General features: G+C 64.3%; 9 protein-coding genes and 1 tRNA gene. 2 read left to right on the plus strand and 8 right to left on the minus strand.

The features are described 5' to 3' along the window. The 3 genes from VF497_RS15620 to mtnA form a co-directional block, all read right to left on the minus strand. Positions 1-593: DNA gyrase subunit A (locus VF497_RS15620; RefSeq protein WP_330890391.1), on the minus strand; the 593-nt coding region annotated here is incomplete at its 3' end. Positions 594-855: 262 nt separating this feature from the next. Next, a complete protein-coding gene (locus VF497_RS15625) occupies positions 856-1,251 on the minus strand; it encodes a GtrA family protein (protein ID WP_330890394.1) in 396 nt (131 codons plus the stop codon). Positions 1,252-1,254: 3 nt separating this feature from the next. Next, positions 1,255-2,325: an S-methyl-5-thioribose-1-phosphate isomerase gene (mtnA, locus tag VF497_RS15630; protein WP_330890396.1), complete on the minus strand. Its 1,071-nt coding sequence runs from the start codon at positions 2,323-2,325 to the stop codon at positions 1,255-1,257. A gap of 121 nt (positions 2,326-2,446) precedes the next feature. Between mtnA and VF497_RS15635 the strand changes: the two genes are divergently transcribed. Further along, on the plus strand, positions 2,447-3,160 hold the full coding sequence (locus tag VF497_RS15635; protein ID WP_330890398.1) for a hypothetical protein: 714 nt from the start codon (positions 2,447-2,449) through the stop codon (positions 3,158-3,160). Positions 3,161-3,226: 66 nt separating this feature from the next. On the opposite strand, the gene VF497_RS15640 is transcribed toward VF497_RS15635, so the two are convergent. After that, positions 3,227-3,301, minus strand: a tRNA-Val gene (locus VF497_RS15640). Positions 3,302-3,440: 139 nt separating this feature from the next. Between VF497_RS15640 and VF497_RS15645 the strand changes: the two genes are divergently transcribed. Further along, positions 3,441-3,788 carry a DUF3301 domain-containing protein gene (locus tag VF497_RS15645; protein ID WP_330890400.1) on the plus strand — a complete coding sequence of 116 codons (348 nt, stop codon included), beginning with the start codon at positions 3,441-3,443 and terminating at the stop codon, positions 3,786-3,788. Positions 3,789-3,802: 14 nt separating this feature from the next. Here the strand turns inward: VF497_RS15645 and VF497_RS15650 are convergent, their stop codons facing one another. The 4 genes from VF497_RS15650 to VF497_RS15665 form a co-directional block, all read right to left on the minus strand. Next, positions 3,803-4,231 (minus strand): ClpXP protease specificity-enhancing factor, encoded by a 429-nt coding sequence (locus VF497_RS15650; RefSeq protein ID WP_330890402.1) that lies wholly within the window; start codon positions 4,229-4,231, stop codon positions 3,803-3,805. 33 nt (positions 4,232-4,264) lie between these two features. Next, the gene (locus tag VF497_RS15655; protein WP_330890404.1) at positions 4,265-4,888 is read right to left on the minus strand and encodes a glutathione S-transferase N-terminal domain-containing protein; all 624 of its coding nucleotides are present in this window, start codon (positions 4,886-4,888) and stop codon (positions 4,265-4,267) included. 173 nt (positions 4,889-5,061) lie between these two features. Continuing rightward, positions 5,062-5,811, minus strand: coding sequence for a cytochrome c1 (locus VF497_RS15660; protein ID WP_414706925.1), 750 nt, complete (start codon positions 5,809-5,811; stop codon positions 5,062-5,064). 22 nt (positions 5,812-5,833) lie between these two features. Further along, positions 5,834-6,645 (minus strand): cytochrome b (locus VF497_RS15665; RefSeq protein WP_330890406.1); only part of this gene is annotated, 812 nt, incomplete at its 5' end.

The raw sequence follows: 6,645 nt of genomic DNA on the forward strand, positions 1-6,645 counted from the left end.
ATCACGGCGATGCAGGCATCGACGATCTCGGAGATGTTGTGCGGCGGCACGTTGGTCGCCATGCCGACCGCGATACCGGCCGAACCGTTGACGAGCAGGTTCGGCACGCGTGCGGGCAGCACGGTCGGTTCGAGATCCTTCTCGTCGTAGTTCGGCTGGAAGTCGACCGTTTCCTTGTCGAGGTCGGAGAGGATTTCCGAAGTCAGCCGGTCGAGGCGGCACTCGGTGTAACGCATCGCCGCGGCGTTGTCGCCGTCAACCGAACCGAAGTTGCCCTGGCCGTCGACGAGCGGATAGCGCAGCGAGAAATCCTGCGCCATGCGCACGAGCGCGTCGTACACCGACTGGTCGCCGTGCGGATGATATTTACCGATCACGTCGCCGACCACGCGCGCGCACTTGATGTAGGCGCGGTTCCAGGTGTTGTTCAATTCCTGCATCGCGTAGAGCACGCGGCGATGCACGGGCTTGAGGCCATCGCGCACGTCCGGCAGGGCGCGACCGACGATCACGCTCATCGCGTAATCGAGGTAGCTCTGCCGCATTTCGTCTTCGATGTTGACGCGAATGATTTCTTTGGCCAGATCCGCCATCGTGGAATTTTTCCCGGAAATTTTCTGCTCGGCGCGACGCTGCGCGCGGGTGCGAAATCAGGCGATTTCGAGTGTCACAATTCTACCATACGCAGGCGTTCTTCCGGCGAAATTTCGACCCGGAAAACCCTTGTGATTTCAATCGGTTGAAATACGGCGCTGACGAAACGAAATGCGTCGTTCAGACGACGTCGACAAACGTGAAAATCGCCGTCATTTCCGCGCGTGGCGGCGACCGAGCGACGAAGTGCTGCGCGTATGCCTAGGCCTGCGGCTTGCTGCGATAAATCCAGTAGCGCGAGGCGAAATAGTTCACGCCGAGCCCGGCCACGGAACCCGCGGCGACGGCGAGCGGCAGATGCGCGCCGTCCACGTCGAAGGCGAGCACGAGCGCCGAATAGGTGGCGAAGTTGCAGGCGAACCCGCCGCTCATCGCGAAGATGTAGCGCCACCATTCGCCGAAGCGTGAGTGATTGCGCATGCCCTGGAAGGTGAGGTTGCGGTTGAACAGCCAGGTGGCTGTCGCCGCGCACAGGAACGAAATCAGGCGCGCACTGAAGCGGTCCCAGGCGAAGCCGCTGACCAGAATCTGCAGCACGCCTGCATCGACGATGAAGCCGAGCACGCCGCCGACGCAGAAAAGAAGCAGCTGGCGCATCGCTCAGCCTTGTGCGCCGGCGAGCTTGGCCATGCCAGCCACATCCGGCCGCTCGATCGCGCCGCGTTCGGTGACGATGACGTCGATCAGCTCTGCCGGGGTGACGTCAAACACCGGGTTCCATGCATCCGCGTCGTCGACGACGGTGCGCTTGCCCGAGATCGAAAGCAGTTCCGCCGGATCGCGCAGTTCGATTTCGATATCGTCGCCATGCTTGGTCGCCATGTCCACGGTGGACCACGGCGCGACGACCATGAACTTGACCCCGTGGCGCTTGGCGCTGATCGCGAGCTGATAGGTGCCTATCTTGTTCGCCGTGTCACCGTTCGCGGCGATGCGGTCGGCGCCGACGATGACCCATTGCACGGCGCCGGATTTCATCAGGTGCGAGGCAGCCGAGTCGGCGATGAGCTTGGCCGGAATGCGGTCGCGCACGAGTTCCCACATGGTCAGGCGCGCACCCTGCAGCCACGGCCGCGTCTCGCCCGCGTAAACCTGTTTGATTTTTCCTGCGGCGAATCCGGCGCGGATCACGCCGAGCGCGGTGCCGAAGCCGGCGGTCGCAAGCGAGCCGGTATTGCAATGGGTGAGCACGCCGATACCGTGGGCGAAAAAGCCGGCGCCAATGCCACCCATCTTGCGGTTCGCAGCGAGGTCTTCCTCCTGGATCGCGCGCGCCTCGGCACTCAGAACGGACAGGACATCGCCCTTTGCCGCGACCAGCGCCGCGCGCATGCGCGCGAGCGCCCAGGCGAGGTTGACCGCGGTCGGGCGTGCGGCATTCAGCGTGTCGAACGTCGAGTCGAGCATGGCCGTGCCGATCGGGTGACCGGCGTCCTCGAGCCGCGCGGCCTGGAGCACGACGCCCCACGCGGCCGCGATGCCGATGGCCGGCGCGCCGCGCACGACAAGGTCCTTGATCGCCTGCGCCACCTCAATCGCGTTGCGGCACTCGATCTGCGTTTCGGTGAACGGCAGCTCGCGCTGGTCGAGCAGGCGCAACACGCCGCCGGCATAGTTCACGGCGCGGATCGTATCGTGGCGATCCAGATCGGCGGCAGCGAGTTCGGACATGGCAAATCACGGGAATCGGATAACGCTCAAGAATAACCCAGGATCGTTGCGCCCGCCTTGCCCGCATATGACCGAACCGCCGCGCAGCGCGAACGAATGCGATTTCCGCTAGCATGCCGCCATGCTGCGCATCAAACGCGAATCGCCCGACAAATTGCCGGCGCTCAGGAAAAGTACGCAGATAGCCGCCACGCGCGCCGACGACCTCGACGCGCAATTCGTCGCCCTGCTCCGACGCAAGGTCACGCGCGCCGCGCTGACCGGCGCGCTGACCGCGGCGATCGAGGCGATTCCCGGCCTCGGCCGCATGCTCGGCTTCGTCTTCGGCGAGGTACTCGACGCGAAATTCCTCGCGAGCGTGCAACGCGAGCTGGTCGAGGACACGTTCGCGCTGTACTCGTTGAAACTGCCCTCGACTCTGCACAACGAACTGATCACGCGCGTGCAGACGATGGGCACGAGCGCGAGCATCGCCGGCGACGTGCTCGTGCGCGGCGTGTTGCATCGTCTCGCCGGTCGCCTCGGCGGCGTGGTCACGCGGCGCTTCGTGCCGATCGCCGGCATCGTCTCCTCGGCAGTGAGCAATGCGAGCGTGACCTACGCGATCGGCAAGCGCGCGCAGGCCGTGGCGAAATGGAAGGACTCGCCGATCACCGGCATGCCCGATGTCGTGCGCGCATTCAGCGGCGTCGACGAGCGACGCGTGCTCGACTGGTCGGTCGATGCGGTGAAGACTTCGCTCGGGATGATCGGCGATGCGTTGCGCAGAATGGTGAGGTTTCGCAAAGGCGGCGATTCGAGCAAGGGCCAGAGCGAAGATCAGGAGCAAAGATAATTCGCCGGTAAAAAAAGCAAAAGCCCGCACAAGACGCGGGCTTTGCTTTTTACCGATCTGTATATTTGGTGGACGGTGTAGGGTTCGAACCTACGACCCCCGCCGTGTGAAGGCGATGCTCTACCGCTGAGCTAACCGTCCGTCGAACGCCATTGGCGACATTCTGCCCGGCGCAAATCGCGCGGGGCGCGCATTATTGCGCAGCGGCCGGCCCGACGCAAGGCAGCGTCCGGTATCGGTGATCAGCGTCAATCGATACACTAGCGCGATGATTGGTCCGATGCTTGCCGTAATTTCGCTGCTCGCCGCGCTCGCGCTGTGGCAGAACGCGCTCAAGGCACGCGACCTCGCGCGCGCGCTCGGGCACGATCTCTGCGCAAAGGCGGGCGTACAGCTGCTGGACCAAAGCGTGTCGCTGGCCGGATTCGGGTTCACCCGCAATGGCGACGGCCATTTGCGACTGCGTCGCAACTATCGTTTCGAAGTCAGCATCGACGGGCACGACCGCCATCGCGGCAGCCTGACGATGCTCGATGGCCGCCTGCGCGCGTGGAGCCTGCCCGTTGCCGAGGCGCAACCGGTCGTGCACGGCTCGAACGTGATCGAGTTGCCGCGTCGCCTGAGCTGAGAACCGGAGTACGGTTACTTCACGACGCGCAGATGCGGACCTTTCTTCGGCGCCGGGTCCGAAGGCGCGACGGAAGTGGCAGGTGTGTCTGCCGACCCGGGCGGCTGCGCAGCCGTCTGATCCTCGGCCGGGAACATCATGCCCTGGCCGTTCTCCTGCGCGTAGATCGCGAGGACCGCACTGATCGGCGCCTCGACGGCCTGGGAAACACCGGCAAAGCGCGCCATGAAGCGCACGCGATCGGCACCGAGTTCGAGCTGCGCGACCGCGCGCGCGGCGACATTGAGCACGACGCGGCCGTCCTTGATCGAGCTCTTCGGCACCTTGACCCCGGGTGCATTGGCATCGACGAGGATGTAGGGCGTCATGCCGTTGTCGGCGATCCACTCGTATATGGCGCGCAGCAGGTACGGGCGGTTGGAGGTCATTGTGGCGGTGGTCATGGTGTCGTCTCGCACGCGCTCAGAAGTTGCTTCTCAAGAGCGCAGTGCTTTCTCTTCTTCGGTCAGGCTGCGGGTGAAACCGGGATTGCGGAAAATGCGCTCGCCGTAGTCGTCGATCACGCGCGCCTCGCGCGGCAGCTCGACTCCGAGGCTCGGCAGGCGCCAGATCAGTGGCGCGAGCGCGCAGTCGGCAAGGCTCATCTCGGGGTTGAGGAAAAACTTGGCTGCCTTGAACAGCGGCAGGCTCGCGAGCAGGGTTTCGCGCAAACGCTTGCGCGCAGTATCGGCGGGACGGCCGCCCGCGGCAATCTGCTCGACGAACGGATACCAGTCGCGCTCCATGCGCACCATTCCCAGGCGCAGGCGCGCACGCGACAGCGGATCGATCGGCATCAGCGGCGGATGTGGATAACGCTCGTCGAGATATTCGCAGATCACGCCGGTTTCGTAGAGCACGAGGTCGCGATCGACCAAGGTCGGCACGCTGTGATAGGGATTGAGATCGACGAGGTCCTCGGGCGGCGACGCCGGGTTGACCACGACGAAGTCGTGGGCCACGCCCTTCGCCGCCAGCACGAGGCGAACTCGATGGCATTGCACGTCGTCGCGCGAGGAATACAGCGTCAGAACGGTACGCGATCGCGGATTCAAGACCATGCTGCGACTTCCCTCTGTGTCCCACGCCCCTGGGAGCCGATGTCGGCGGCTGCAGTGGCTCACCGCCACGTCATTGCAACAATTTACACCTACGCGAAGACGACGCCTAGCCTGAAAACGAAAACCGGCGCCGCAGCGCCGGTTTTGTGTCAGATCATGTGCAGACTCGAATCTCAGTGCACATCCTTCCAATATTCCTTGTTGAGCAGCCACGCGAGGAAGGTGAAGAACGCGAGGTACAGGATCGCCCACACGCCTACCGCCTCGCGCTTCAACGCCGCCGGCTCGCCGACGTACTGCAGGAACGCGGTGATGTCGCGCGCGGCGGCATCGAATTCCTCGCCCGACAGCTTGCCCTTGCCCGACAACTCCAGCTTCTCGATTGCCGGCTCTTCGCCCGGCTTGGCCGGTGCGTAGTGCGCGACCTGCGTGCCCTGCAGTTCCCAGAGCACGTTCGGCATCGAGGCACCCGGGAACACGGTGTTGTTCCAGCCAACCGGACGCGAAGGATCGAGGTAGAAGGACTTGAGGTAGGTGTAGATCCAGTCTGGGCCCTTCGCGCGCGCTTCGAGCGAAAGGTCGGGCGGCGCCTTGCCGAACCATGCCTGCGCGTGGTCCGCCGGCATGTTCGAGACGATCTGGTCACCGATCTTCGCGCCGGTGAAGGCGAAGTTGCTCAGCACCTCGTCGGGCGGCAGCTTGAGGTCGTCAGCCAGGCGCGAGTAGCTCTGGTACTTGATCGAGTGGCAGCCCGAGCAGTAGTTGAAGTACAGGCGCGCGCCGCGCTGCAGCGAGGCGACATTCGACACGTTGACCTGCGCCGACGCCATTTCCCCGCCTTCCGCCGCGCACGCTGCGGAGCCGGCGAGCGTCGCGGCCAGCAGCACGGCGACGCCGCGCGCCATTACGATGAGGCTTTGCATGATGGATGGGGTCCGCGTCGACTCAGGCATGGGTGGTCACCCGCTCAGGTACCGGTTTGGTCTTCTCGTACCCGAAGCGGGTGTAGACCCACAGGAAGATGAAGAAGCCGAAATAGATCGCCGTGAGCAGGCGCCCGAACGTGTTCTCGATGAAGGTCAGGTCGGCATTCGCGCCGAACAGTTCCGGAATCCATTCGGTGGTCTTGCCGGCGCCGATCGTGCCGAGCAGGAAGAACGCGACGGCGAAGACGCCGAGCGCGATCTTGAAACCGCGGCCGCGGTAGCGGATCGACTTGACCGTGCCGCGATCGAGCCACGGGATCAGGAACGGCGCGAGCACGGCGAGCAGCAGCATCAGCACGCCGAGGCCCTTGCTCGGGATCACGCGCAGGATCGCGTAGTACGGCGTGAAGTACCAGACCGGCTTGATTTCGGCCGGCGTGACCAGGTTGTTCGCCGGAATGAAGTTGTCATTCTCGAGGAACCATCCGCCGACCGTCGGCTGGAAGAAGATGATGAAGGCGCAGATCAGCAGGAAGAAGCCGACGCCGAACAGGTCCTTCACCGTGTAGTACGGATGGAACGCGATGCCGTCGAGCGGGATGTGCGTGTTCGGGTCTTTCTTCTTCTTGATCTCGACGCCGTCCGGGTTGTTCGAGCCGACTTCGTGCAGCGCCGCGATGTGCAGCACGACCAGCAGCAGCAGCACCAGCGGCAGCGCCACCACGTGCAGCGCGAAGAAGCGGTTCAGGGTCGCATCGGCCGGGTTGTAGTCGCCCATGATCCACTGCACGAGCGTGTCGCCGATCAGCGGCACCGCGCCGAACAGCGAGA

The sequence above is a fragment of the Rudaea sp. genome (assembly GCF_036383415.1).
Taxonomy (GTDB): Bacteria; Pseudomonadota; Gammaproteobacteria; order Xanthomonadales; family Rhodanobacteraceae; genus Rudaea.

Bases quoted from the DNA above. Each gene is read 5' to 3' on its own strand.
- VF497_RS15625 (WP_330890394.1), bottom strand. From the start codon at position 1,251: ATGCGCCAGCTGCTTCTTTTCTGCGTCGGCGGCGTGCTCGGCTTCATC.
- mtnA (WP_330890396.1), bottom strand. From the start codon at position 2,325: ATGTCCGAACTCGCTGCCGCCGATCTGGATCGCCACGATACGATCCGC.
- VF497_RS15635 (WP_330890398.1), top strand. From the start codon at position 2,447: ATGCTGCGCATCAAACGCGAATCGCCCGACAAATTGCCGGCGCTCAGG.
- VF497_RS15645 (WP_330890400.1), top strand. From the start codon at position 3,441: ATGCTTGCCGTAATTTCGCTGCTCGCCGCGCTCGCGCTGTGGCAGAAC.
- VF497_RS15650 (WP_330890402.1), bottom strand. From the start codon at position 4,231: ATGACCACCGCCACAATGACCTCCAACCGCCCGTACCTGCTGCGCGCC.
- VF497_RS15655 (WP_330890404.1), bottom strand. From the start codon at position 4,888: ATGGTCTTGAATCCGCGATCGCGTACCGTTCTGACGCTGTATTCCTCG.
- VF497_RS15660 (WP_414706925.1), bottom strand. From the start codon at position 5,811: ATGCAAAGCCTCATCGTAATGGCGCGCGGCGTCGCCGTGCTGCTGGCC.